Below are 24,697 nucleotides of genomic sequence, written 5' to 3'. Positions count from 1 at the left end.
ACGTGACCGCAGAGTTCGTTGTCCTACTGGTAGTGGTCGTCACTGCCCTCGCATTCGATTTCACGAACGGCTTCCACGACACGGGCAACGCGATGGCCACATCCATCGCCACCGGAGCGTTGAAACCGAAAACCGCTGTCGGCCTGTCGGCCGTCCTCAACCTCGTCGGCGCCTTCCTGTCCGTCGAGGTCGCCGCGACCGTCGCCAAGGGTGTGGTGAATCTCGACAGCACCGGCGGTTCATCGCTGTTGGTGATCGTGTTCGCCGGACTCGTCGGCGGCATCCTCTGGAATCTCGCGACGTGGCTGTTCGGCCTGCCGTCGAGTTCGTCGCACGCTTTGTTCGGCGGGCTGATCGGCGCCGCCCTCGCTGCGCTCGGCACGAGCGGTGTCGTGTGGGACGGAGTACTGGGCAAGGTGATCATCCCGGCCCTGCTCGCACCCGTCGTCGCCGCACTGATCGCGATGATAGGCACGTGGTCGGTACATCGCCTGACTCACGACGTTCCCGAAGAGACCCGCGGCAAGGGCTTCCGGATCGGTCAGATCGGCACGGCGTCGCTGGTGTCGCTCGCGCACGGCACCAACGATGCGCAGAAGACGATGGGCGTGATCTTCCTGGCGCTCGTCGCGTACGGAACCATCACTCCCGACACCGAGATGCCGTTCTGGGTGAAGTTCACCTGCGCCGTCGCCATTGCGCTTGGCACGTATCTCGGCGGTTGGCGGATCATCCGCACCCTCGGCAAGGGCCTGGTCGAGATCACGCCTCCTCAGGGCATGGCGGCGGAATCCTCGTCGGCCGCGATCATCCTCACGTCCAGCCATTTCGGACTGCCGTTGTCGACCACGCACGTGGCCACCGGCTCGATCCTCGGCACCGGACTCGGCACGAAGGGCGCCGAGGTGCGCTGGGGTATCGCCGGCCGAATGGCCGTGGCGTGGCTGATCACCCTGCCGTGCGCGGGTGTGGTCGGTGCCGTGTGCTGGCTCATCGCCCATCTGATCGGCGGTCTGGCCGGTGTCCTCGTCGTGTTCGCAATTCTGTGTGCACTCGCGGGTGTCATGTACCTGCGGTCGCGGCTGCAGCCGGTCGATGCGTCCAACGTGAACGCCTCGTGGGAGGGCGCCTCCGAAGCCGAAGCCCAGAACACCGATCCCGTCGTTCAGGAGGGGCGCGCGTGAACCTGCTGGTCTCCACACTCGATTCACTGTGGCAGGTTGTGGTGGTCGGCGTCGTTCTGGGAGCAGGCCTGCCCGCGGTCTTCGCACTCGGGATGCGGTCACTGTCGCTCGGAAATGACGGCGCAGGCGCGGTCGATCCCGGTCGCCGAACGCTGGGCCGTATCGGTGCGATCGCGTGTTTCACCGTTGTCGTCGTCGCGATCATTGCTGGGATACTGCTGTTGACTGCGGACTTCCTGTCCAGCAGCTTCGGTATTCACCTGTTCTGATCATCACCGAAGAGATCATCACCGAAGAGAAGGACCAACGATCACCTTGCCTCGGCATTCCCTTCGCTCGGTACTGGACTGGCTACGTGCCGGTTATCCCGAAGGAATCCCTCCCAAGGATCACTTCGCGCTCCTGTCCGTCCTCCGGCGGAAGTTGACGGACGAGGACATCTCCGAGATTCTCGAGCTGTCGGTCGCGACCGCCCACGAGCATCCGCAGCGGCACGTCGACTACGACTCACTGCGGCAGATCATCGCTGGGGTGCTGCAGGAACAACCGACCGACGAAGACCTCGAACGGGTCACAGAACAGCTCGTCGCAGGGGGCTGGCCTGTGGTCTCGGCCGACGACGACCCCGACGGCGACGAGCTCGGCGACGAGCCGCGCACAGGGACTCTCTGAGGAACACGCCGATGCTTCCTCCCTTCCTCGCTTCGATCATCGAATGGTTGCGTGCCGGGTATCCGGAGGGCGTACCCGAGCAGGACTACGTGCCACTGTTCGCACTCCTGAAGCGCCGGCTGTCCGACGAGGAGGTCGATCAGGTTGCCGACGCCCTCATCGACGAAGGCGATCTGCCGATCACCAAAACCGACATCGCCGTCCTCATCACCAAGGTCACCAACGAGATGCCACTCGGACACGACATCGACCGGGTCCGCGTGCACCTCGAGGCCGGAGGATGGCCGCTCACAGGGCACGACCGATGAGCGCGGCCCTCACTCTCCTCCACGTCCCGACCGGCGAGGGGGCTCATGACGTCGTGCCCGCGCTGCAGCGCATGCTCGACGGCCAGGGCCCTCCCCTTCTGCCGATTCCCGCCGACGACGACCGGGAGATCCGCCGCCTCACCGACGCGCTGCACCCCGGCGAACCGATCGACGATGCAGTCGGCCTCGTCGTCGCGACCTCGGGTACCACCGGAATCCCCAAGGGCGCTCAGCTCACCGCGGGGGCGTTGCGAGCCAGCGGAGACGCCACCCACGAGCGGATCGGCGGCACCGGTTCGTGGTTGCTTGCACTGCCTGCGCACCACATCGCGGGGATGCAGGTGCTGCTGCGGAGCATCCTGTCGGGTACCGAACCCGTGATCGTGGACGTCTCCGACGGGTTCGATCCCGCCACCCTGCCCGCTGCGGTCGCAGCGATGCGCGGACCGCGACGCTACTCGTCGATGGTGCCGACCCAGCTCATCAAGGCCCTCGACCATCCGGATGCGCTCGCCGCGCTCGCGGACCTCGACGCGATCCTGCTCGGCGGTGCGGCCACTCCGGAACCGGTGCTGCGTCGGGCACGCGAGGCCGGTGTGAACGTCGTGCGCACGTACGGCATGAGTGAGACGTGTGGCGGGTGCGTCTACGACGGCGTCCCGCTGACGGGCGTCGACGTCCGTATCGATGCGGACACCCGCGTATGGCTCGGCGGTTCGGTGCTCGCATCCGGGTACCGCGGGCTCCCCGACCATCCGGCGTTCACCGCGCCGGGCTGGTTCCGCACCGACGACGCCGGGCTGGTCGACGACGGTGTCCTTCGCATCCTCGGCCGGCTGGACGAGGCCATCTCGTCCGGCGGGCTGACCGTGGTTCCCCAGGTCGTCGAAGCCGTCCTCGTCGAGCACCCCGCAGTCCGGGAGGTCGCGGTGATCGGACTACCCGACGACCGACTCGGCCAGCGGGTGGTGGTGGTCGTCGTCCCGGAGAAGGGCTTCTCACCCACGCTCGGCGAACTACGCGAGTGGACGACAGCGACCCTGGATACGACCGCGGCACCCCGCGAGCTGCATCTGCTGGACGCCCTGCCCCTTCGCGGGCCGGGCAAGATCGATCGTCGCGCTCTGGTCACCAGGTTTTCCTGAGCGACGAGCCGGGTCCCGCCCCGGACGGGCGGCCGCCGAAGTGCGAAGATCGACGAATGGCAACCGCTGGTCAATGGCTCGAAGGAGCTCGTCCCCGCACCCTCCCGAACGCGATCTCCCCCGTCATCGTGGGTACGGGCGCCGCCGCGGCACTCGGTGATGCGGTGTGGTGGAAGGCGCTGCTGGCACTGGTGGTCTCGCTCGCCCTCAACATCGGGGTGAACCTCGCCAACGACTACTCCGACGGAATCCGCGGCACCGACGACGAGCGCGTCGGACCGATGCGTCTGGTCGGTTCTGGTGCGGCATCCCCGGGCGCAGTCAAGCGCGCCGCCTTCGCATGTTTCGGAATCGCCGCGGTCGCGGGTCTCGTACTTGCCCTGACGAGCGCGTGGTGGTTGGTCCTGGTGGGCCTCGTGTGCATCGTGGGCGCGTGGTACTACACCGGCGGCCGTACCCCGTACGGCTACAGCGGTCTCGGTGAAGTGGCCGTCTTCGTGTTCTTCGGTTTGGTCGCGGTGCTCGGAACACAATTCGTGCAGGCCGAGCAGGTCACCCTCGCCGGGTTGGCGGGCGCCGTGGCGATGGGCTGCTTCTCGAGCGCGGTGATGGTGACGAACAACTTGCGCGACATCCCCACCGACACCGACAGCGGTAAGCGCACGCTGGCCGTCCGATTGGGCGACCCACGCACCCGCATGCTGCATCTCGGATTGCTCACGACGCCGTTCGCCATGTCGCTCGCACTGGTCGCGGTGACACCGTGGGCGTTGGTCGGTCTGCTCGCAGCTCCGCTCGCGGTGCGCGCACACGCGCCGGTGCGGTCAGGAGGGCTCGGTCTCGAGCTCCTGCCTGCGTTGCGCGACACCGCGCTCGCGATGCTGGTGTGGGCGGTAGCGACGGGTGTCGCACTCGCCTTCGGCTGAGATTCTCAGTCCCGGTCGGGGACGACCAGCCCGAGAACGAAGTTGACGAGGGCGATGATCAGGCCGCCCCAGAACGCCGCCCAGAATCCCGAGATCGTGAGTCCGCCGTCGAAGAATTCGGCCACCCACGAGGTCAGCCACAGCATCAGGGCATTGATGACGAGCAGGAAGAGCCCGAGGCTCAGGATGACCAACGGTAGTGACAGCAGCTTCACGAGCGGCTTCACCAGGGCATTGACCACGGTGAAGATCGCGGCGAGGATCAGCAGCTTTACCGCTGTCTCGACCGTGAACTCACCTCCGTCGACTCCGACGATGTCGACGCCGGTAACGAGTCGAGCCGCCAGCCACAGCCCGACCGCGTTGATGATCAACCGCAGGATCAGTGAAATCATGCAGACACTGTGACACATGTTCTCTCGACAGCTCGGTGTGGCTCATGCCGCGGCGTCGAGACGGGCGGTCAGAATCTGCCGGAGACGGTTCCGGGGTACGTGTGCCTCGATCAGTGACCTGGTTGCCGTGTCGTCGCTCCGCAGCAGTCCCAGCATGATGTGTTCGGAGCCGATCGAGCGGTCGCGGTGTGCGATCGCCTCGCGCAACGCCAGTTCGAGCGTCTTCTTGGCATTGCGTTCGAACGGGATGTGGTCGCCGAACAGATCCGAGAATCTCCCGCGGCGCTCCTTCGGTGCAGGCCGGTCCAGGACGCCTTCGCCGAAGGCGTCCTCGACCCGGGCTCGGACGGCGTCGAGGTCGATACCGATCGCTTCGAGCGCAGCCGCGTCGTCGGGTCCCAGCGGATGGTCCCGGTTCATCGCGGCCAGATCCGTGCGAGCTCCGTCGATGGTCAGGCCGACATCCGCAAGCGACGTGCGTAGGCGTTCGTCGGCGGTGACCAGCACGCCCAGCAACACATGCGCTGTGGTGATCCGATCGGCGTGCAGGCGGCGCGCTTCGGCCTGTGCCGCGACGACCGCCGAACGTGCGCTGTCGGTGAAACGTTCGAACATGGTTCTACCTGCGCTTCCGGTTGTACTTCTGGTGGACGGCCTGTCGGCTCACTTCGAGTGAGTCGGCGATCGCCTGCCACGACCAACCCTGCCGACGCGCGCTCTCGACCTGGATGGATTCGAGCCGTTCGAGCAGACGTCGCAGAGCAACGACAGCGCGCAGCCCTTCGGCGGGATCAGGACTCGCAGCTGATGCGGCGAGTGCGGTGGCTTCATTACTCATGATGTCAATATAGGTTGACACCATGAGGGCGTCAACGGAAATTGACAACCGAGCCATCAGGACGTCCCCAGCACCTGATCAACCGTCGTCGCGCGGCTCCCAGCGGCCGGTCGCGGAGAACTTCTCCAGCACCCCGACCCACTCCGACGCCGCGAGCCCTTCCGCGGCCAGCCATTCGTCCGAGTAGTACGTATCGGCGTACCGCTCACCGCCGTCGCACAGCAGCGTGACCACGCTGCCCGTCCGACCAGCGGCCAGCATCTCGCCGATCAGACCGAACGCACCCCACAGGTTGGTTCCCGTCGATCCACCCACGCGCCTGCCCAGCGCAGCACTACCGTGGCGCATCGCCGCGATCGAGGCGGCATCGGGCACCCGGATCATCCGGTCGACGACCTGCGGCACGAACGAGGGTTCGACGCGCGGCCGGCCGATGCCCTCGATCCGCGACGGCATGCCTGTCGCATATCCGTCGACACCGGTCTCGTACGCGCCGAAGAACGCCGAGTTCTCCGGATCGACAACCGCGAGCCGGGTGCGGTGGCGGCGATACCGGATATAGCGGCCGATCGTCGCGCTGGTTCCACCGGTACCGGCACCCACGACGATCCAGTCCGGTACCGGATGCCGTTCGAGCTGCATCTGCTCGAAGATCGATTCGGCGATGTTGTTGTTGCCCCGCCAATCCGTGGCCCGCTCCGCATTGGTGAACTGATCGAGATAGCAACCATCGAGCTCGTCGGCCAGCCGTTGGGCCTCGGTGTAGATCTCCGGGGGACGGTCGACGTAGTGACACCGCCCGCCCTGCGCTTCGATCAAGGCAACCTTGGCCGGTGAGGTCCGACGCGGTACCACCGCGACGAAGTCGAGTCCCAGCAGTTGCGCGAAGTACGCCTCACTCACCGCCGTCGAACCGGAGGACGCCTCGATGATGGGCGTGTTCTCACCGATCGACCCGTTGCACAGTCCGTACAGGAACAGCGACCGTGCGAGCCGATGCTTGAGACTGCCGGTGATGTGCGTCGATTCGTCCTTGATGTAGAGGTCGATCCCCCACTCCGCAGGCAGCGGATATCTCAGGAGATGTGTATCGGCGCTGCGCTGCGCGTCGGCCTCGATCAACCGGATCGCGTTGTCCACCCAGATGCGGGACGCGCTGTGATCGACAATGCGAGACGCATGCTGATCGACGATGCGAGACTCACGGCGATCGCCGGCGCCCGGACCGACATCCGTCACGTCTAGCCCTCGCCGCGCAGACGGTTCTCGAGGTCGGCGCGGGTGGTGCGACGACGCTCGTCCACTGCGGCGATGCCCTCGTTCACCCGGCGACGCAGGCGCGCGAACAGGACCAGGGACAGCGGCAACGCGATGAGCACCGCGAACAATGCCGCGACGAGCAGGGGAATTTCCACACCGAACGCCTGAGGAACGTACACGATGGCCGCCGCGAGAACCACGACGAGCGCAAGCCTGGCCAGCGAATACAGCGCAATATCGCGCACTAGGGAGCCGGTGCCCGAATTACTCGCATTCGGTGTGTTTCGGATGGGGTCGTTCGGGGTATTCGCTGAGTCGGTGCGGTGTTCGTCGGTCACGCCACCAGGGTAGCCGTCGGTATCGATCCAGCCGCTTCCGGAAGCTTCGACAGAAGTCGGACATGCGTCCGTTTTGTCCATTACTTCCGCTTTACCAACCACTGACCGTTCGAGCAACCAGGGGTCTCGGTGTCAACATGGCTTGGGACAACCCGATCGAACAACCCGATCAAGACAAAACAACCGGGAGGACATTCGCAATGAGCGCACCCACCTTCAATGGCGCCAAAGAATCCCTGCTGACCCCCGGCCAGGTCGCCGGCCTCTTCCATGTGGACCCCAAGACCGTGACCCGCTGGGCACACGCCGGCCGACTCGGCTCACTGCGCACGCCCGGTGGCCATCGCCGATTCCGCGAATCCGAGGTCCTTGCACTGCTGCGGTCCCTCACCACCGAAGCCACCCGCTGACGAAGACCGCCCGGCTTCGCGCGCGAGGCCGGGCGGTCTCCGATTCTGCATGTGTGCGGTATTCGGACGAACACGACAATCACGATCGTTACGTCTATGTACCCGCGCCGATGCCGCACTCGGTCGAGCGGCATAGACTGGTGTGAATCGGACAGTACGACGCCGGAGGCAGCGCGGCGTCGAACCACGCAAGGAGGTGCATCGTGCTCTATCTGCTGGCACTCATAGGTGCGGTGACGCTCGCCTTCCTGTTGTGGAAAGCCTTCGGACCGGATCTGACCCACACCCCGTCGCGGGGCCTCGGCCCGGACGATGATCCGGAATTCCTCTGGAAGGTCGATCGCGAGGTCCGCCGACGGCACACCGACGAAACCGGTCGGGCCGATGGCAACCCTCAGGAAGGCAACGACTGAGGTCAGGCCCCTGCCGGCCGTCCGAAACCCGATGCCACTTCGGCGGCGAGCCGGAGTAGAGCGCGGCGCGTACCGGGTAGCAATCGCTCGAGGTCCACTTCGGCGCCCTCTTCCAGATGTGGGTCGAACGGCAACAGGTGCACCGCACGGCACCGCTGCTCGAAATGCCCCACCACACGGTCGAGGTCGACCTTGCCCGATTTCGGGCGAACAGAATTGACCACCGCGACCGACCCACTCACCAGATCGCGGTAGCCGTGTGCGTCGAGCCAGTCGAGGGTCGCCGACGCACTACGCGCACCGTCCACCGAACCCGAACTGATCACCACCAATGCATCGGTGTTCTCCAGGATCGCGCGCATCGCAGAATGCATGAGTCCTGTGCCGCAATCGGTGAGCACGATGCTGTAGTAGCGCTCGAGCAGCGCCAGTGTCCGTTCGTAGTCCTGCGCGCTGAAGGCTTCGGAGACCGCAGGGTCGCTGTCGGAAGCCAACACTTCGAGACGATGCACATTCTGCGAGGTATAAGCCCTGGCGTCGCTGTATCGCTCGATATGCGCCTCGTCGCGCAGGAGAGTCCGCACGGTGGCAGCCGTCTCTGTCGGCACCTTCTGGCTCAGCGTGCCGCGGTCGGGATTCGCATCCACCGCGACCACCCGATCGCCCCGCAATTCCGCGAACGTCGAACCCAGGGTCACCGTCGTGGTCGTCTTGCCGACACCACCCTTGAGGCTGAGCAACGCGATGCGATAGCACCCGCGCAGTGGTTGCGAGACCTGGTCGGCGAGTTCCCTGCGCCGTTGGTCTCGCGCGCTGTCGCCCACGTCGATCCGTCCACCGGACGCGTGGAAGAGCGCCCGACGCCATCCTCGTTCGGGCGCGGGCGTGGCCCTGCGGACGAGTAGCGACGAGTCGAGATCCCGGGCCGACAGACTCCCGGTATCTCGGTCCGACAGGCTCGTCTCAGCTGTCCGGCCGGATCCTTCCACCATCCGCGTTCCCCCCGATCGCAGTTCCTCACATCGCCGAGGACGATAGCAGTGGTCAGTTCAGACCGGCGTACGAGTGCAGTCCGGACACCACCATGTTGATGATGAACAGGTTGAACAGCATCGCCACAAAACCCGCGATGTTGATCCATGCAGCGCGCGTATTGCGCCATCCCGACGTCGCGCGGGCGTGGAGATACGCGGCGTAGATCACCCAGGTGATGAACGAGACCGTTTCCTTGGGATCCCATCCCCAGAATCGCCCCCAGGCGGCCTCCGCCCAGATGGCGCCGAGAATGATGCCGATGCCGAACAGCGGGAAGCCGATGATCGTGCTCCGGTAGGCGAGACGGTCGAGGATCTGGGCGTCGGGCAGCCGCGCTGCGATCGCGCCCAGCACGCCCTTCTCGGAGCCCTCCGGATGCCGGATCCGCAGCAGGAACAGCAGGCTCGCCGCACCGGCGAGCAGGAAGATGCCGCTACCCACGCTGATGATCGTCACGTGGATCGGCAGCCAGAACGAACGCAGGGCAGGCACGACAGGCGCGGCATCCGCGTAGAGCACGGTCGCGGCCAGGAACATCAGCACCGCCACGGGGGCGAGCACGTACACCCACAGCATGCGGTAGGCGGGCTTGCGCAGCATCACCAGACCGAACACGGTCGCGGCCGCACACGCCATCGCCACGAACTCGTACATGTTGCCGAGCGGGAACCGTTCGGTCGCCACGCCGCGGAGCACGATCGACGCGATCATCAACCCCGCGGCCACCACGACGAGGGCCCGGCCCATGTTGCCGAGTCGCTCCGAGAGCGTTCGCCCGGTGGTGTTCTGCACGCGCCCCGGCCCCGACCGGACGGACGATCCGGCGCCACCGGCCGAGACGAGCTCACGTTCGGCGACGACCTTCGAGCGGTAGCTCGCATACTCGGTCACGATCAGGAGCATGGCCAGCACCACCACGGCGAACGCCGCTTCGAAGCTCCAGTCGCTGTACTTCGCGAGGGTGTCGTTCAACGTCATGCCTTCTCCTCCTGTGCCCCGGTGCCGGGCACACGGTTGCCTTCTGTGTTCCCACCGAGAAGCCGGGAGACCAACCGGTCGAACTCGTCGCCCCACCCGGCCTGATCGGTGCGAGCGAGACCACCGAGTTCTACTACAGTTCGTCGTTCACCGTCCGATACTGTACCCGCCCGATAGACGCGCACCCATACCCTTCGTCGTTTGACCAGGAGGGACAGCAGCAGGCCCGCCATCATCGCGACCGCGGACACCAGCACCCACGACTGGAACGGGTCGTGCGAGACCTGCAGATTGACGAAATCGACCGCGCCGTCGAACCGCACCTCGGTGCCGTCTGCCAGCGAGACGCTCTCCCCCGGCTTCAGGTTGACGCGCTCCTGCTTGACCAGCCGGCCCTGGTTGATGAGTTCTTTGTTGAGCGAGAACAACGACTGCGGACTCCCGGTGTCGAGACCGGAGTCACCCTTGTAGACGTCGATGGCGACGGCCGGGTCCAGCATCGCGGGGAACGCCGACGACAACAATGTGCCGTGGAACGCCGCGGTCGGCGCGAAGAGCCCTTCGAGCGCGATCTGGTTCTTTCGCCGTTCGTCGACGTCGGGGAACATCCCGCCGGGCGGATCGAACCTCATCGCGCCGCTGCTCAGGAAGCTCGTGGCGTCCTCGGGTGCCCACTGCAACGTCTCGGTGCGCGTCTCGCCGTTCGGCCAGGTGACCGTGAAGGTAGGCGCGTATCCGTGGCCCTGCAGGTAGACGCGGTCGCCGCCCACTCGGAGGGGATGGTTGACCTTCAGCTGCTCGTCGCTCCAGATGTTCGCCGCAACGTCGCTCCCGTACTGGTATTCGATGTTGGAGGTGAACATCTCGGCCTGACCGTTGTCGAGATAGTCGGCGGTGAAGTCTTTCACCCGCACACAGATCGGTGTCAGTCCCGTGCCGTCGAGTTCGATACCCGCAATGAACGAGTCGAACGAGGCGGGCGATGTAGTGCAGAACTCTTCACCGTTCGCGACGAGGATGCGCTGACCTTCGTAGCCGAAGAGCTTGCCGAGGGCGATGGTGGCGAGCAACGCGACCAGCGAGATGTGGAAGACCAGGTTCCCTGCCTCGCGAAGATATCCCTTCTCCGCCGACAGTGTGAGCTCGTCATCCCGGCCCTTCGTGGCTCCCTCCCGACGCTCGACGCGCCACCCGCGCAGTTCGCCCCGCACGCGCTCGATGACCGCATCGGGTTCGTCGTCGACCGTGGTCTCGACGTGATGCGGCAGACGGGAGAGGTTGCGCGGTGCCTTGACCGGTCGGGCACGCAACGCGCGGTAGTACTCGGCGCAGCGCGGCAGAATGCATCCGATGAGCGAGATGAACAGCAGGGCGTAGATCGCGGTGAACCAGAAGCTGCCGAACACGTCGAACAGCTCGAGCCGGTCCATGAACTGCCCGAGGGTCGGGCGGGCGGCGATGTATTCGTCGACCTTTCCGACGTTGAGGTTGCGCTGCGGCAGCAGTGCACCGGGAATCGCGGCGAGCGCCAGGAGGAACAGCAGCACGAGCGCCGTGCGCATCGATGTCAGGCCGCGCCACGTGTTGCGTACGAACGCCGCCGCGCGTGCGACCGAGCTCTGCTTCGGGGGGCCGGGCGGTGGTGCGGAGGTCTGCGTGTCGGTGGCCGTCATCTGTTGTTCGGCGCGGATGCTCCCTCGTTCACGAGGGAGAGGAAACGCCGACCTCCTTCCGAAGGGGTGAGGCTGCGCCGAGCAACCGAATCGGGACGAGCACACCTGTCGGTAGGTACGGATACGTAGATCACTGGGATCCGCCTCCTTCGGGAGTGGTTCGGGTGCGGTCTGAGCTGGGAATCTCCTGCCCTTCAGGCAGGAGAGACGTCAAACAGGCAAAGTCACATCCGAGATGAACGAGTCACGCACCCAGGACACGAACAGGTCCCAAGCGCCGGTGACGAGGGCTATACCGACGGCGATCAACATGATGCCGCCGAACAACTGAATGGTCCGAGCATGGTTCCTCAGCCATCCCACACCCCGCAGCGCCCGCGCCGAGCCGAACGCGAGGACGACGAACGGGAGGCCGAGCCCGATGCAGTACGCCACGATGAGCGTCACGCCTCGGGCTGCGGTGGCCCCTTCTGTGCCGGCAGCGAGCGAGATCACACCGGCGAGAGTCGGTCCGAGACACGGCGTCCAGCCGAGCGCGAACACCGCACCGAGCAGCGGTGCACCGGCCAGACTCGAGATCTGCTTCGGAGCCGTGCGGGTGTCGCGTTGCAACGCGGGAATCAGGCCGATGAACACCATGCCCATGACGATGGTGACCACACCGCCGATCCGCATCAGCAACTCACGGTTGACCGACAGCAGGGAAATCGCACCGAACACCGACGCGGTGGCAAGGACGAACACCACGGTGAATCCCGCGACGAACAGCCCGGCCGCTCCCGCGACACGCAGTCGGCCGTCGTCGCGCACCTTGGTGGTACGCGTGCCGGCCTGCGCAGCAGTGACCGCGGGTGTCTCTGCCCCGACCACACCCGCCAGATACGACAGGTAGCCGGGCACGAGCGGAACCACGCACGGCGAAGCGAACGACACCAGGCCGGCGAGCACGCACACACCCACCGCGAGAAGCAACGGGCCGGACGCTGCGACATTCTGGAAGGTCTCGCCGACCCCCGATGCAAGGAGTGTCATTGCTACTGTTCCTGCCTCGGCTCTGCCGCGAGGCGCTCGACGACCGGTTGCAGGTCGCTCGCGAGGAGTTCGGTCAGATAGACCGCCGCGACCCGGTGCTCACGATCGAGTACAACTGTGGTCGGCACGACCGACGTCGGATAGTTGCGACCGAGGGCGAGCAAGGATCGCATGGACGGGTCGTAGATCGACGGATAGCCGACCTGCTGGTCGACCACGAAGTCCTGTGCCTTGTCGCGGTGGTTGTCGCGGACGTTGATGCCCAGGAACGCGACCCCGAGGTCCTTGGTTTCCTGATAGACCTCTTCGAGGTCGTCGGCCTCGTTACGGCACGGCGCACACCACGCACCCCACACGTTGACCACCACGACCTCGCCCTCGAAGTCGTCGAGGGAGATCGTCTGCCCTTCGTTCATGAGGTCCTCACCCGTGAGCGTGCCGAGGGTGCCGCGGTCTGCGGGCGGATCGTAGACGATGCGGGTCTCGCCGCCGGGTGAGACGAAGTCGAAGGTGCCGCCGGTCGCGACCGCGTCGGTGCCCGTCGCGCAGGAGGACAGGAGTACGACGCCGCACAGCAATGCGACGATCGTATGGACCGCTCTTTTCATGCGCCGTGGACGTTCGGGTCGGACGCGCCGGCGGGCTCGGAGTAGACCAGGTCGACGAGGGTGTCGCCCTCGTAGACGAGCGACGTGAGAGAGGCGAGGCTGCACTGCCGGTGACGCGGGTCGTGCCACAGGCGTTCGCCCTCGAGGAATCGGCGCAGCGTCCACACCGGCAGCTGGTGACTCACGCACACGGCCTCGCGGCCGGCCGCAGCGACACGCGCGGTATTGACTGCGGCCAGCATGCGATGCGCGATCTGCAGGTACGGCTCGCCCCAGGACGGGGTGAACGGGTCGCGCAGCTTCCACCAGTGACGCGGGCGGCCGAGCGCACCGTCGCCGACAGCGACCTTGAGCCCCTCGAAATCGTTGCCCGCCTCGATGAGGTTCTCATCGGTCCGGATCTCGAGGCCGTGCTTCTGCGCGATCGGCGACGCGGTCTGCTGGGCACGCTCGAGCGGCGAGGCGACGACGTGCGCGATGTCGTGGTCGGCGAGTGAGGCCGCAACGGCCCGTGCCTGTGCTTCGCCGGTGGCCGACAACCGGAAACCGGGCAGGCGACCGTAGAGGACACCGGACGGGTTGTGCACCTCACCGTGCCGCAGCACGTGCACGATGGTGCGGATCTCGGACGGGGCGGCTTCGGTCACGTGCGTGTCCTCAGGTCGATGAAGGCGGGTGGGTGGCGGTGGCTCTCGCAGGTCAGGGTGCAGTGGCGGCCGCGGCCGCCTTCGCTGCATGCGGGAGGGCATCGGCGATTCGGGAGAACGCGGTGTCGTCCAGAACTGCTGAGACGAACCACGTCTCGAATGCGCTCGGAGGCGCGTAGACGCCGTGTTCGAGCAGGGCGTGGAAGAACGCGGGGAATCGCCATGTCTGTGCGGCCTTCGCCTCGTCGTAGTTCGTGACGGGGTCCTCGGTGAAGAACACGCTGAGCATTGTTCCTGCGTTCTGGATGCGGTTCGGGACGCCCTCGGCGGTCAGTGCGTCGTCGAGGAGCCCGCCGAGGGTCGCGGCGTTGCGCTCGAGCGCGGCGTACACATCGGCGTCGGCAGCGCGCAGACTCGCGAGACCGGCCGCGACGGCGACGGGGTTACCGGACAACGTGCCGGCCTGGTAGACCGCACCGGACGGCGCGAGGTGGGCCATGACGTCGGCACGGCCACCGAACGCGGCGGCGGGCAGACCACCGCTCATGACCTTTCCGAACGTCATGAGGTCGCCCGCGACACCGTCGATGCCGTGCCAACCGGTGGCGCTCGCACGGAAACCCGTCATGACCTCGTCCATGATCAGCAGCGCGCCGTGGTCGCGGGTCAGCGCACGCAGGCCCTCGTTGAATCCGGGTGCCGGCGGGACGGTTCCCATATTGCCGGCGGCGGCTTCGGTGATGACCGCGGCGATCGCGTCGGGATGCGCGTCGAACGCGGCGCGTACTGCATCGAGATCGTTGTAGGGCACGACCAAGGTGTCCTCGGCCTGTGCCCCGGTCACGCCGGGCGAGGTGGGCAATCCGAATGTCGCGAGTCCGGAACCGGCGTCGGCGAGCAACGCGTCGACGTGACCGTGATAACAACCCGCGAACTTGATGATCTTCGTGCGTCCGGTGAATCCGCGCGCGAGGCGCACCGCGCTCATCGTGGCCTCGGTGCCGGAGTTGACCAACCGGACCTGCTCGACCGGGGCGATGCGGGCGACGATCTCCTCGGCGAGTTCGACCTCACCGGCGGTCGGGGCTCCGAAGGACAGACCCGATGTCGCGGTGGTGCGTACGGCCTCGACGACGGCAGGATGCGCATGTCCGAGAATCAACGGACCCCACGAACACACCAGGTCGACGTAGGAATTTCCGTCGACATCGGTGAGGGTGTAACCGGATCCGGAAGTGATGAAGCGCGGCGTTCCGCCGACCGAACCGAACGCGCGGACCGGGGAGTTGACCCCGCCGGGTGTCACCTTCGACGCCCGGGTGAACAGTGCCGCCGAAGCGGCGTCGTGGACGGAGGAAGCAGCGGGAGTCGCAGTCACGACGTCCAGTGTCCCAGTTTCCCCGGATTTGCCAAAAAGCCGATCGGTGTGCGATGAGCCGCTGTGATGCACATCTCACGGCGGAATTCCGCCCTACCGAGCGGTCATGTAGCCACACAGGACGGCGTCGCGGCCATAGGGTCGAAACCATGGCGACTACAGGTGAACATCTGAGCAAGGCCCTCGACGGTGCATGGCACAGCGCACGCGACCACGCCCGGACGAGCATGGCCGATCCGGCTTTTGCGCCGCACTACACCCCCGACCTGGAACAGGCCCGCGAGATCACCCTGAAGCAGATGCGGCTGCTCGCAGAGCACGGGTACGCCGCATCCGGTTTCTCCGTCGAGTCCGGTGGCACCGGCGATGTAGGCGGCGCCGTCGCCTCGATCGAGATGCTGGCGATGTCCGACCTGTCCTTGATGGTCAAGGCCGGTGTGCAATGGGGATTGTTCGGCGGGGCCATCGAGAACCTCGGCACGAAGCGTCACCACGACAAGTACATCTCGTCCCTGATCAACCTGGATCTGCTCGGCTGTTTCGCCATGACGGAAACCGGTCACGGCAGCGATGTGCAGGCCCTCGAGACAACCGCGACGTTCGACCCGGCCACCGACGAGTTCGTCGTCCACTCCCCCACGGCGTCGGCGCGTAAGGACTACATCGGCGGCGCCGCGCAGCACGCGAAGATCGCCGCGGTCTTCGCTCAGCTCGTGACGAAGGGCGAGTCGTACGGCGTGCACTGCTTCGTCGTTCCCATCCGCGACGACGACGGCAACGATCTTCCCGGCGTGACCACCTCCGACTGCGGCCACAAGGGCGGGCTGCCGGGGGTCGACAACGGCCGGATCGTCTTCGACAACGTGCGGATCCCGCGCGAGAACCTGCTCAACCGGTACGCGGACGTCGAGGCCGACGGCACCTACGCCTCCGACATCGAGAGCTCGAGCCGCCGGTTCTTCACCATGGTGGGCACTCTCGTTCGTGGCCGGGTCACCGTCGGCGGATCGGCAGGCGCTGCTGCCCGCGTCGCGCTGTCGATCGCGACGCGGTACGCGCTGCTGCGTCGTCAGTTCGATGCCCCGGGCAGCGACGACGAGGTGCTTCTGATGGACTACCTCGTCCACCAGCGACGGCTGCTGCCGCACATCGCAAAGTCGTACGCGCTGGGGTTCGCCCAGAACGAGCTGATCTCCGTCATGGACCGTATCCAGTCGATGCCGTCGACCGAGGTCGATCCGCAGGAGCAGCGCGAGCTCGAAGGGCGCGCTGCCGGTCTCAAAGTGGTCAACACGTGGCACGCGGCGCGCGCGATCCAGGAATGTCGCGAGGCATGCGGAGGCGCCGGCTACATGGCCGAGAACAGGCTGACGGCGCTGCGTGCCGATGTCGACGTGTTCACCACGTTCGAGGGCGACAACCACGTGCTCACGCAGCTCGTCGCGAAGGAGCTTCTCACGGCGTATGCCGACGAGGTACAAGGGATGAGTCCGGTGGAGTGGATGCGCTTCGCCGCCGACACGATCTCCGATGTCGTGAAGAAACGCACCGCGGCACAGCAGATCATCCAGACGATCCTCGACACCCGCCAGGACAACGAGGAGGACGGCAGCCTCTTCAACCGCGGCACGCAGTTGACGATGTTCGAGGACCGCGAGCAGTACCTGCTCTCGACTGCCGCGCGGCGACTGCAGGCCGCCAACAAGCGCGAGGACGATCCGTTCGACGCGTTCAACTTCGTGCAGGACCACGTGCTGCACGCGGCACGGGCACACATCGACCGGGTCGTCCTGGAAGCGTTCGTCGCGGCCATCGACGACTGTGAGGACGAGAGCGCATGCGATCTGCTCTCCGACCTGTGCGACCTGTTCGCGCTGACCGTCATCGACGAGGACAAGGCGTGGTTCATGGAGCATCGGCACCTGTCGGTCGAGCGCTCCAAGGCGGTGCTGCGCGGGATCAACGAGCGCTGCCGTACGTTGCGGCCGCACGTGACGACTCTCGTCGAGGGGCTCGGTGTGCCCGAGTATCTGCTCGGATCGGCCATGCTCGACCGCGAGGGAGCCGCTGAACCGGCCGTGTGATCAGGGCTTCAGGCGCCGACCAGCTCGCCGAGATTCGTGCGGAGCCGGTCGGCGTCCTTGGCCCACGCCCGCACGAACGTCCCACCCCGAAGTCGCAACCCGATATCGGTCCGCCCACGCGGGGTGTCGGCCAGCTCTCCGAGTACGCGTGCGGTCTCCCAGCGTTGCGGTTCGTCCCACGTGTCCATCGCCGGCGGAAGCACCGCCTCGATATCGCTGACGTCGAGTTCCTCGGTGCCCTGGCGCAGCACGGTGCGGGTGAGTTCGACACTGACGTGGCGACGCGCCGCAATCACCATGACATAGGCGAATCCTGCGAGCACGATCGCAAGCACAGGCAGCGCGATCCAGTGCACGACGGGGCCCGTCACGAGTTCGACGATCAGCGCCACTGCACAGAACACGGGCCCGATCGCAACCGTGCGCCACCTCGCACCCGGCTCGTGGAACAGCAACTCGGACGCGCCTCCCGGTTCGGTCGCCTCGGTCAAGCGGTGAGCGCCCCGGGAATCACGATCAGCAGCGTCGTCACCACACCGAGTACGGCAATCAGACCGATCAGCACAAGTTCGCGACGACGACCATAGGGCCGGGGTTCCACCTGCATGACGTCCTCACACTCGACGGGCACGGCCGCTGCCGCGGCCGCTGGGTGAGCCCACCGTACTCCGTGCGCCCCGGTGCGCAAACCCGGGTGGCGTGAGGATCAGTTCTCCGGCAGCCGAAGAAAATACGCGTTGGACTCGCGCCGATGCATGAGCACGATCGCACCCACTGTCAGCACGGCCTGAACGATGGAGATGACGCCGAGCGCGAGCCCGGATCCACCGGTACCAGCGCCCACGCCGAACACCGTCGGTAGCGTCGAGAGGGTCATGAACACACCGATCATGGTCAATGCCATGCGGGCCCAGTTCTTCCCCTTGCACATCTTCCGGACGGCGAGGTAGAGCAACCCGACGATCGCCATCCCGAACACGACCGTGAGGATCACCACCATCGGCACCACGGCGTCGAGATCCGCGCGGGAGAGTTCCTGCGTACCCGTGTCTGCCGTCATCTCGACCATCATGTCGAGGAGTTCACTCCGCCCGCTCCAGAGGTCGAACGCTCCGAACAGCAGGGTGACCACGGTGAGAAGCAGGACTCCACACCACAATTGGTAGGCGGTGACGATGTCCTGCGGAGTCGGCCGGTCGACAGGAGTGGACGGGTCGGGGGTCGGGGGCAACGGAAAGCTCACGACAACGTACCCGCCACTTCGGCAGCCCAGTAGGTGAGCACGATGTCGGCACCCGCACGCCGGATTCCGAGCAGCGATTCGACGATCGCGGCGTCGCGATCGATCCAGCCGTTCGCTGCCGCCGCCGTGATCATCGAGTACTCACCCGAAATCTGATACGCGGCAACAGGAACCGGAGACCGATCCGCAACCTCCCGCAGAATGTCCAGATACGACATGGCCGGCTTGACCATCACCATGTCGGCACCCTCGGCGAGATCGAGATCGAGTTCGTACAGCGCCTCACGCCGATTCGCCGGATCCTGTTGGTATGTGCGGCGATCGCCTTCGAGCGACGAGCCGACCGCCTCCCGGAAGGGTCCGTAGAACGCGGACGAGTACTTTGCGGTGTACGCGATCTGTGAGACGTCGACGTGACCGGCTGCGTCGAGCGCCGCCCGGATCGATGCGACCTGACCGTCCATCATGCCGCTGGGGCCGAGCACATGAGCGCCCGCTTCCGCCTGCGCCACAGCCATTTCCGCGTACCGCTCGAGGGTCGCATCGTTGTCGACCACGCCCGATGCCGCGAGCACCCCGCAGTGCCCGTGATCGGTGAACTCGTCGAGACACGTATCGGCCATGATCACCGTCGAGTCACCGAGTTCGCTGCGCAGAGCAGCGAGCGAACGGTTGAGCACTCCGTCGGGATCCGTTGCGCCCGAACCACGCGCGTCCTTGTCTTCGGGTCGTGGGACACCGAACAGCATGAGGCCACCGACACCGGACTCGACGGCAGCGGTCGCGGCGGCGAGCAATGAGTCGTCGGTGTGCTGGTACACCCCGGGCATCGACGGGATCTCCCACGGCTCACTGCGGCCGTCGGCGACGAACATCGGAAGCACCAGGTGCCGAGGCTCGAGCGAGGTCTCCCCGACCAGGCGACGCATCGCCGCAGTGGTACGCAATCGGCGGGGACGGATATCGGGGAACATGTCGTCAGGACCCTTTCGAAGCTGGATACAGGTCGTGCGCGGTTCCGGTAGCGGCTACTACCGGAACCGCGCACGAGTGGGTCAGCGGCGGGCGCGGGACTTCTTGCGCGGCGGGGGCAGAGCACCCTCGGCACGCAGTCGCGCAGCGTGCTCGGCGAGGGCCTCGACCAGCGGCCCGACCTGCGCGGTCTCGGGTCGCACGTCCACCCGCAGTCCGAATTCGATCGCGGTCTCCGCGGTCTTCGGACCGATGCACGCGACGATGGTGCGCGCGTGCGGCTTGCCTGCGATACCGACGAGATTTCGGACCGTCGACGACGAGGTGAAGCACACCGCGTCGAAACCACCGGTCTTGATCATCTCGCGGGTCTCCGCCGGCGGCGGCGCGGCCCGGACGGTGCGGTAGGCGGTGACGTCGTCGATCTCCCAGCCGCGCTCACGCAACCCTTCGGCGAGGGTCTCGGTCGCGATGTCCGCGCGGGGCAACAGCACCCGGTTGACCGGATCGAACACATCGTCGTACGGCGCGAACTCGGCGAGCAGGCCCTCCGACGACTGCTCGCCGGTCGGAACGAGTTCGGGGGTGATACCGAACGAGCGCACCTTCTCGGCGGTCGCCTGACCGACGCATGCGATCTTCACGCCGGAGAATGCGCGGGCGTCGAGACCGAACTCCTCGAACTTCTCCCACACGGCGCGCACCGCGTTGGTCGAGGTGAACACCACCCACTGGTAGCGACCGTCGACCAGGCCCTTGACGGCCCGCTCCATCTGCGCGGGGCTGCGCGGAGGCTCGACGGAGATGGTCGGCACCTCCATCGGGATGGCTCCGTGCGAGACGAGACGGTCGCTCATCTCACCCGCCTGCTCCTTCGTCCGCGGCACCAGCACGGTCCAGCCGTACAGGGCACGCGATTCCCACCACGACATCTTGTTGCGCTGCGACACGACCTTCCCGACCGTCACGACCAGCGGCCCGACGAACTCGGAGCCGGCGTCGTTGAGGGTCGCCAGCGTCGCTTCGACGGTGCGTTGCTGACGCGTCGTGCCGCGCACCGTGATGGCGGCGGGGGTCTGCGGAGCAACGCCATGCTCGACGAGTGCGCTCGCGGTCTCGGCGAGATGCCCGGACGTCGCGTGCAGCACCAGCGGGCCGGGGGCCGCAGCCAGCGCCGCCCAGTCGACCTCACCGCGGACGTCGGCCTCGGTGTGGGACGAACCGAGCGCCATACCCGCGTAGCTGGGAACCGCAGAACCGGAAGGCAGCCCGGGCAGCACCTCGAACACCACCTGGGTCCGCGCCACAGCGTTGACCTCGGCGATCACGGAATCGGTGGTCAGTGGATCGCCCGCGACGAGGCGAACCACGTCGTGGCCGTTCTTCGCCTCCGCGACCAGGGTCCTGGCCACTTCTGCGGGTTCACCCAGTGCGGGGCGCACGTCGGCGATCGGCTCGCCCGTCTCCGGGTGTGTGCCGAGGTCGGTACCGACCAGAGCGACGACGTCCCTGTCGACGTCGGGATCGGTGAAGGCGATCGTGGCACCCGTCAGGACGTCGCGCGCTCGGACGGTGAGCAACGCCGGGTCGCCTGGACCCGACCCTACGAACAGGATCCGTCCGGGAGTGTTCTTACGGACTCGGCTCATCGGTTGTTCTCCAGTGCAATCAAATCTGCGGTAAGGGAAATTCGGGGCTGAACAAAATGGTCAATCATCGGCGGCCCACTGTTCGTTGTCCACGATCAGTTCTTTCGCACCGAGGTCGAGGAGTTCCCGGGCCAGTGCCCTGCCGAGCTCCTCTGCGCGGTCGGGTGGGCCGACGATGCTCGCGCGGAGCACATCCGACCCGTCGTGTGCGGCCGCGCACCCGCGTACGGACAGCTCCTCGAAGACACGGCCGTCGTCGTCGAGCGACTCGACGATCTCGGCGATCGCGCCGACCGGCGCGGTGCATCCGGCTTCGAGTTCGGCGAGCAAGGCGCGCTCCGCGACGACCGCCGCGCGACTCGACGGATCGTCGAGTTCTGCGAGGACCTCGATCAGGGCGGTGTCCTCGGCGCGGCACTCGACTGCGAGTGCGCCCTGGGACGGTGCCGGCAGCATCTGCACCGGTTCGAGGGCTTCGGTGACCCGATCGAGCCGCCCGATCCGCGACAGCCCTGCGCGGGCGATGACGATCGCGTCGAGCTCACCGGAATCGACCTTGCCGATGCGGGTGTCGATGTTGCCGCGCAGCGGCTCGAGCTGCAAACCGAGGCCGAGCGCTGCCAGCTGTGCGCGGCGACGTGGCGCGGACGTGCCGACCTTCGAACCGGGGGGCAGTTCCCCGAGTACCAGTCCGTCGCGAGCGACGAGGGCATCGCGTGGATCCTCGCGAGGAGGAACGGCCGCGATGACCATGCGCGGATCCTGCTGCGTGGGCAGGTCCTTGTACGAATGCACCGCCAGGTCCACTTCGCCGGCCAACAATGCCTCGCGTAGTTCCGCGGTGAACACACCGACACCGATGCGCTGTACGGGCCCGGGCGTGACGTCGCCCTTGGTCGTGATGATCACGAGTTCTGCCGGATGTCCGGCCGAGATCAGGGCGTCGCGAACAGTGCCTGCCTGGGTGGTGGCGAGCACACTGCCGCGAGTACCGATGCGCAATGTGCGCTGCTCGCGCGGTGCGTCGATCCGGGTGGCTTCGGCGCTCATACCTTGCCGTCCTTTCGTGGAGCACGAAGCTCCGTCGTGATGACCGAATCCAGTGCGGCGGACAGATCCACCGCCGTGGTCGGGTCGGTCAGTGACCCCAGTTCTTTCGTCGGGGTCGCAACAGCCTCGACTGCCCCCGGGCGCAGTTCGAACAATTCCCGCAACGCCTCGGCGTACTGGTCGCCACCCGGCGTCGACGCGAGTTGCTTCACCCGCACGGTCGGTGCGTGCAGCAACTTGTCGACGACCCGCCGCACGGTACGTGCGACCTCGTCGCGCTGAGCGTCTTCGAGATCGGGCAGCCGCGAATCGAGACGCAGGAGTTCGCCCTCGACGACCTCCGCTGCACGCTGACGCAGCGCTGTCACGGTGGGTGTCACCTCCGCCAGCCGCTGTGTGGTGAGGTATCCGGCGAGTTCCGATGCCACGATCGCGCGTGCGGCCTCGGCATCGTCGGAGGCGGCACCGGCAGCCGGGTCGTTCTGCAGTGCCTCCATGTCGAACACGGTCACGCCGGGAAGTCCTGCGACCGCGGGTTCCACGTCTCGGGGCAGTCCGAGATCGCAGATCGCCAGCGGGCGTTCGCCACGATCCGACTGCGCGAGGGCTCGGTGGGCGTCGGCGAGGGTGACGACCGTACCGACAGCTCCGGTACAGGTGACGGCGACATCGGCCTGAGCCAGCGCTACGGACAGGTCGTCGAAATCGACGACCTCGGCGTCGACGCCGTTTCCGTGGGCCGTCGCGGCGAGACGCTCGGCACGGTCGCGGGTGCGGTTCGTGAGGATGATCTTGGAGATGCCCGACCTGGTCAGGTGTGCCACGGCAAGACCGCCCATCGCACCCGCACCGATCACCGCGGCGGTTCGCCCGCGCAGTCCTTCACCACCGAACAGTGCGCCGGCCTTGTCGAGTGCAACCGACACGACGGACGCACCGGCCGAATCGATCCCGGTTTCCGAGTGCACCCGCTTACCGACGCGCAACGCCTGCTGGGCGAGTTCGTGCAGCGCACGTCCTGCGGCCTGCTGGGCGTCGGCGGTCGCGTAGGCCGTGCGGATCTGCCCGAGGATCTGCTGCTCACCGACGACCATGGAGTCGAGGCCGCTGGCAACCGAGAAGAGGTGTTCCGCAGCGGCTTCGCTGTAGCGCACGTAGGCGTGCTTGTGCAGATCGGCGAGGTTCAGTCCGGCGTGTTCGGACAGCAGTTCGCTGACTTCGGCGAGCGCACCGTGGAAGGCATCGACAACAGCGTAGATCTCGACGCGATTGCAGGTCGAGACGATCATCGCCTCGGAGATGTGATCCGACGCCATCATCTTGTCGGTCAGTTTCGGCCGGTCGGTGTCGGCGACGGCCACCTTCTCGAGAATCGACACCGGGGCACTTCGATGCGAAATGCCGACGAGGAGAACACTCACGGGGCAATCACCGATCCGTTTCTGGTCACGGTCGAACCCAGCGGGCCCGCCTTGCCTGTTCTGGATCGCCGAGTCGGACTCGGCGTGGACACCGCGGACCCGAGTGGGCCGCGGGGTGACGGGACACCCGCCGCGTGTGCTCCCCCGGCTGTCCGGAGAAGTTCGTCGTTTCGTGCGCTGTTGAACGAGAGCACCTGCATCTCGACCGCGAGGTCGACGCGGCGCACCTCTACCTGCTCGGGCACGTCGAGTTCGATCGGCGCGAAGCTCAGGACACTGCGAACACCGGAGCTCACCAGAAGATCGCAGACGGACTGTGCAGCATCCTCCGGTGTGGCCACGACCCCGATCGTGGCGCCCAGTTCACGAGCGTCGGATTCGAGCCGGTCCACGCCCCGGACCACGAGATCGCCCACAGTTTCCCCCACCAGGGCAGGATCGGCGTCGAACAACCCCGCGAGAGTGAAGCCACGGCGATCGAATCCCGGATAGCAGGCGAGCGCGCGACCGAGATTTCCCACCCCGACGAGGACGACGCGGTGGCCGCGATCGAGTCCGAGCGCATTCTCGATGCGTGTCTGGAGGCGCAGGACGTCGTATCCGACACCGCGCACTCCGTTGGGTCCGAGAAACGAGAGGTCCTTACGGAGCTTCGCCGAACCCACTCCTGCCGCCCTCGCCAGTTCCTCGCTCGAAACGATGAGCGTGCCGGCCTCGGAGAGGCTTCCGAGGACCCGCAGATAGTTCGCGAGACGCGTCACAGTAGCCTGTGGAATATCCCGATATTGAGAACTGGGAGCGACACGCTCGCCACTGGGAGTGGCACCCTCGCCGGTCCCGGCGGTGCCGCGGGCATCGTTGCCCTGCGGTGGGTGCGGTTGCGTCACGTTCGTGGCTCCTCGTCCGGCCGGTGGACACGTCCGGCCTCACGGTGATCCGGGATTTCGTCCTCACCACGGTAACCGCTTGTGAAGCCATGCACAAAGTTGCTCGAAGGCCCTCGAATGTGCTTCCCACCTGCGTCACGGCCGAGTATTA

At 66.5% G+C, this 24,697-nt stretch carries 28 protein-coding genes; 9 read left to right on the top strand and 19 right to left on the bottom strand.

The features are described from left to right. Positions 1 to 2: 2 nt before the first annotated feature. Genes ACFWB0_RS09980 through ACFWB0_RS09955 form a run of 6 tightly spaced genes read left to right on the top strand, consistent with a single transcriptional unit; the run spans position 3 to position 4,235 of the window. Positions 3 to 1,184: an anion permease gene (locus ACFWB0_RS09980; RefSeq protein ID WP_378490283.1), complete on the top strand. Its 1,182-nt coding sequence runs from the start codon at positions 3 to 5 to the stop codon at positions 1,182 to 1,184. Next, a complete protein-coding gene (locus ACFWB0_RS09975) occupies positions 1,181 to 1,453 on the top strand; it encodes a hypothetical protein (protein ID WP_378490282.1) in 273 nt (90 codons plus the stop codon). The genes ACFWB0_RS09980 and ACFWB0_RS09975 overlap by 4 nt, the downstream gene beginning before the upstream one ends. Positions 1,454 to 1,499: 46 nt before the next feature. Beyond that, a complete protein-coding gene (locus tag ACFWB0_RS09970; protein ID WP_378490281.1) occupies positions 1,500 to 1,856 on the top strand; it encodes a DUF3349 domain-containing protein in 357 nt (118 codons plus the stop codon). A gap of 11 nt (positions 1,857 to 1,867) precedes the next feature. Continuing rightward, complete coding sequence (locus ACFWB0_RS09965) at positions 1,868 to 2,164, top strand: DUF3349 domain-containing protein (protein ID WP_378490280.1); 297 nt, start codon at positions 1,868 to 1,870, stop codon at positions 2,162 to 2,164. Continuing rightward, positions 2,161 to 3,309, top strand: coding sequence for an o-succinylbenzoate--CoA ligase (menE, locus tag ACFWB0_RS09960; RefSeq protein ID WP_378490279.1), 1,149 nt, complete (start codon positions 2,161 to 2,163; stop codon positions 3,307 to 3,309). Before ACFWB0_RS09965 ends, menE begins: the two co-directional genes overlap by 4 nt. A 56-nt stretch (positions 3,310 to 3,365) precedes the next feature. After that, positions 3,366 to 4,235 carry a 1,4-dihydroxy-2-naphthoate polyprenyltransferase gene (locus tag ACFWB0_RS09955; protein ID WP_378490278.1) on the top strand — a complete coding sequence of 290 codons (870 nt, stop codon included), beginning with the start codon at positions 3,366 to 3,368 and terminating at the stop codon, positions 4,233 to 4,235. Between the two features lie 5 nt (positions 4,236 to 4,240). Here the strand turns inward: ACFWB0_RS09955 and ACFWB0_RS09950 are convergent, their stop codons facing one another. From ACFWB0_RS09950 to ACFWB0_RS09930, 5 genes are all read right to left on the bottom strand, one after another. Further along, entirely contained in the window at positions 4,241 to 4,630 is a 390-nt protein-coding gene (locus tag ACFWB0_RS09950) for a phage holin family protein (protein WP_378490277.1), read from the bottom strand. Between the two features lie 42 nt (positions 4,631 to 4,672). After that, positions 4,673 to 5,245 carry a Clp protease N-terminal domain-containing protein gene (locus tag ACFWB0_RS09945; RefSeq protein ID WP_378490276.1) on the bottom strand — a complete coding sequence of 191 codons (573 nt, stop codon included), beginning with the start codon at positions 5,243 to 5,245 and terminating at the stop codon, positions 4,673 to 4,675. A gap of 4 nt (positions 5,246 to 5,249) precedes the next feature. Then, on the bottom strand, positions 5,250 to 5,468 hold the full coding sequence (locus ACFWB0_RS09940; protein WP_378490275.1) for a helix-turn-helix domain-containing protein: 219 nt from the start codon (positions 5,466 to 5,468) through the stop codon (positions 5,250 to 5,252). A 78-nt stretch (positions 5,469 to 5,546) separates the two neighbouring features. Further along, positions 5,547 to 6,638, bottom strand: a complete 1,092-nt coding sequence (locus tag ACFWB0_RS09935; protein ID WP_378490349.1) for a PLP-dependent cysteine synthase family protein — start codon at positions 6,636 to 6,638, stop codon at positions 5,547 to 5,549. A 71-nt stretch (positions 6,639 to 6,709) separates the two neighbouring features. Then, the gene (locus ACFWB0_RS09930) at positions 6,710 to 7,018 is read right to left on the bottom strand and encodes a DUF4229 domain-containing protein (protein WP_378490348.1); all 309 of its coding nucleotides are present in this window, start codon (positions 7,016 to 7,018) and stop codon (positions 6,710 to 6,712) included. A 248-nt stretch (positions 7,019 to 7,266) separates the two neighbouring features. Here ACFWB0_RS09930 and ACFWB0_RS09925 point away from each other — a divergent pair, with 248 nt between their 5' ends. Beyond that, positions 7,267 to 7,476 (top strand): BldC family transcriptional regulator, encoded by a 210-nt coding sequence (locus tag ACFWB0_RS09925; RefSeq protein ID WP_378490274.1) that lies wholly within the window; start codon positions 7,267 to 7,269, stop codon positions 7,474 to 7,476. Between the two features lie 203 nt (positions 7,477 to 7,679). Next, positions 7,680 to 7,889, top strand: coding sequence for a hypothetical protein (locus ACFWB0_RS09920; RefSeq protein WP_378490273.1), 210 nt, complete (start codon positions 7,680 to 7,682; stop codon positions 7,887 to 7,889). 2 nt (positions 7,890 to 7,891) lie between these two features. Here ACFWB0_RS09920 and ACFWB0_RS09915 read toward each other — a convergent pair whose 3' ends face one another. From ACFWB0_RS09915 to hemL, 7 genes are all read right to left on the bottom strand, one after another. Continuing rightward, a complete protein-coding gene (locus ACFWB0_RS09915) occupies positions 7,892 to 8,881 on the bottom strand; it encodes a MinD/ParA family protein (RefSeq protein ID WP_378490272.1) in 990 nt (329 codons plus the stop codon). 52 nt (positions 8,882 to 8,933) lie between these two features. Continuing rightward, a complete protein-coding gene (ccsB, locus tag ACFWB0_RS09910) occupies positions 8,934 to 9,902 on the bottom strand; it encodes a c-type cytochrome biogenesis protein CcsB (protein ID WP_378490271.1) in 969 nt (322 codons plus the stop codon). Then, positions 9,899 to 11,575: a cytochrome c biogenesis protein ResB gene (locus ACFWB0_RS09905; RefSeq protein ID WP_378490270.1), complete on the bottom strand. Its 1,677-nt coding sequence runs from the start codon at positions 11,573 to 11,575 to the stop codon at positions 9,899 to 9,901. The genes ccsB and ACFWB0_RS09905 overlap by 4 nt, the downstream gene beginning before the upstream one ends. Positions 11,576 to 11,785: 210 nt before the next feature. Beyond that, entirely contained in the window at positions 11,786 to 12,607 is an 822-nt protein-coding gene (locus tag ACFWB0_RS09900) for a cytochrome c biogenesis CcdA family protein (RefSeq protein WP_378490269.1), read from the bottom strand. Between the two features lie 2 nt (positions 12,608 to 12,609). After that, on the bottom strand, positions 12,610 to 13,215 hold the full coding sequence (locus ACFWB0_RS09895; RefSeq protein WP_378490268.1) for a TlpA disulfide reductase family protein: 606 nt from the start codon (positions 13,213 to 13,215) through the stop codon (positions 12,610 to 12,612). Next, entirely contained in the window at positions 13,212 to 13,862 is a 651-nt protein-coding gene (locus ACFWB0_RS09890; RefSeq protein ID WP_378490267.1) for a histidine phosphatase family protein, read from the bottom strand. Before ACFWB0_RS09890 ends, ACFWB0_RS09895 begins: the two co-directional genes overlap by 4 nt. A 52-nt stretch (positions 13,863 to 13,914) precedes the next feature. Then, a complete protein-coding gene (hemL, locus tag ACFWB0_RS09885; RefSeq protein WP_378490266.1) occupies positions 13,915 to 15,240 on the bottom strand; it encodes a glutamate-1-semialdehyde 2,1-aminomutase in 1,326 nt (441 codons plus the stop codon). A 149-nt stretch (positions 15,241 to 15,389) separates the two neighbouring features. On the opposite strand from hemL, the gene ACFWB0_RS09880 reads away from it, so the two are divergent. Then, positions 15,390 to 17,324 carry an acyl-CoA dehydrogenase gene (locus tag ACFWB0_RS09880; RefSeq protein ID WP_378490265.1) on the top strand — a complete coding sequence of 645 codons (1,935 nt, stop codon included), beginning with the start codon at positions 15,390 to 15,392 and terminating at the stop codon, positions 17,322 to 17,324. Positions 17,325 to 17,332: 8 nt separating this feature from the next. Here the strand turns inward: ACFWB0_RS09880 and ACFWB0_RS09875 are convergent, their stop codons facing one another. From ACFWB0_RS09875 to ACFWB0_RS09845, 7 genes are all read right to left on the bottom strand, one after another. Further along, positions 17,333 to 17,815 carry a hypothetical protein gene (locus tag ACFWB0_RS09875; RefSeq protein ID WP_378490264.1) on the bottom strand — a complete coding sequence of 161 codons (483 nt, stop codon included), beginning with the start codon at positions 17,813 to 17,815 and terminating at the stop codon, positions 17,333 to 17,335. Positions 17,816 to 18,030: 215 nt separating this feature from the next. Further along, entirely contained in the window at positions 18,031 to 18,567 is a 537-nt protein-coding gene (locus tag ACFWB0_RS09870) for a hypothetical protein (RefSeq protein WP_378490263.1), read from the bottom strand. Further along, positions 18,564 to 19,541 carry a porphobilinogen synthase gene (gene hemB / locus ACFWB0_RS09865; protein ID WP_378490262.1) on the bottom strand — a complete coding sequence of 326 codons (978 nt, stop codon included), beginning with the start codon at positions 19,539 to 19,541 and terminating at the stop codon, positions 18,564 to 18,566. The genes ACFWB0_RS09870 and hemB overlap by 4 nt, the downstream gene beginning before the upstream one ends. Before the next feature lie 81 nt (positions 19,542 to 19,622). Further along, positions 19,623 to 21,188 (bottom strand): uroporphyrinogen-III synthase, encoded by a 1,566-nt coding sequence (locus ACFWB0_RS09860; RefSeq protein WP_378490261.1) that lies wholly within the window; start codon positions 21,186 to 21,188, stop codon positions 19,623 to 19,625. 60 nt (positions 21,189 to 21,248) lie between these two features. Continuing rightward, complete coding sequence (gene hemC, locus ACFWB0_RS09855) at positions 21,249 to 22,238, bottom strand: hydroxymethylbilane synthase (RefSeq protein ID WP_378490260.1); 990 nt, start codon at positions 22,236 to 22,238, stop codon at positions 21,249 to 21,251. Beyond that, positions 22,235 to 23,659: a glutamyl-tRNA reductase gene (locus ACFWB0_RS09850; RefSeq protein ID WP_378490259.1), complete on the bottom strand. Its 1,425-nt coding sequence runs from the start codon at positions 23,657 to 23,659 to the stop codon at positions 22,235 to 22,237. The genes hemC and ACFWB0_RS09850 overlap by 4 nt, the downstream gene beginning before the upstream one ends. Beyond that, positions 23,656 to 24,546, bottom strand: coding sequence for a redox-sensing transcriptional repressor Rex (locus tag ACFWB0_RS09845; protein WP_378490258.1), 891 nt, complete (start codon positions 24,544 to 24,546; stop codon positions 23,656 to 23,658). The genes ACFWB0_RS09850 and ACFWB0_RS09845 overlap by 4 nt, the downstream gene beginning before the upstream one ends. Between the last annotated feature and the right edge of the window lie 151 nt (positions 24,547 to 24,697).

Origin of the sequence: Rhodococcus sp. NPDC060086, from assembly GCF_042730275.1 — a bacterium.
Taxonomy (GTDB): Bacteria; Actinomycetota; Actinomycetes; order Mycobacteriales; family Mycobacteriaceae; genus Rhodococcus.
The sequence above is the reverse complement of the archived record's forward strand: the minus strand, read 5'-3'. Positions and strand labels throughout refer to the sequence as shown.